The organism is Streptomyces sp. WM6372, from assembly GCF_001279655.1.
Taxonomy (GTDB): Bacteria; Actinomycetota; Actinomycetes; order Streptomycetales; family Streptomycetaceae; genus Streptomyces.
The window spans coordinates 1-303 of record NZ_LGDB01000142.1; the positions used below are offsets into that span (position 1 = coordinate 1).

Genomic DNA, 303 nt, shown 5'->3' on the forward strand with positions numbered 1-303 from the left:
TGTTCCGAACTTTCGTCCTGAGGTGGTCATTACCGGCCCCCACCGTTGGTGATGGCGCCCGGGGCGGCCCCAGGTGATGGTACTTGACCGTCCAGTACCCAAACGAGTTCTGAGCAGACCAGTACTCTGCAGGTAGTATCAAGGAGGCAGGCATGCAAGCACCCGAGGGCGGCCGCTCGACGCGCAAACGCAAGGCGGTCATGGGGGCGGCCCCCGACCTTTTCCGACGAAAGGGGTACCCGGGCACCAGAATGGACGAGATCGCCGCGACGCCCGCGGTGTCCAAGCAGACCGTGTACAAGC

1 protein-coding gene is annotated in these 303 nt (G+C 64.0%); it reads left to right on the forward strand.

The window, feature by feature from the left end:
- Positions 1-200: 200 nt before the first annotated feature.
- Positions 201-303: TetR family transcriptional regulator (locus ADK52_RS44435; RefSeq protein ID WP_267887251.1), on the forward strand; the 103-nt coding region annotated here is incomplete at its 3' end.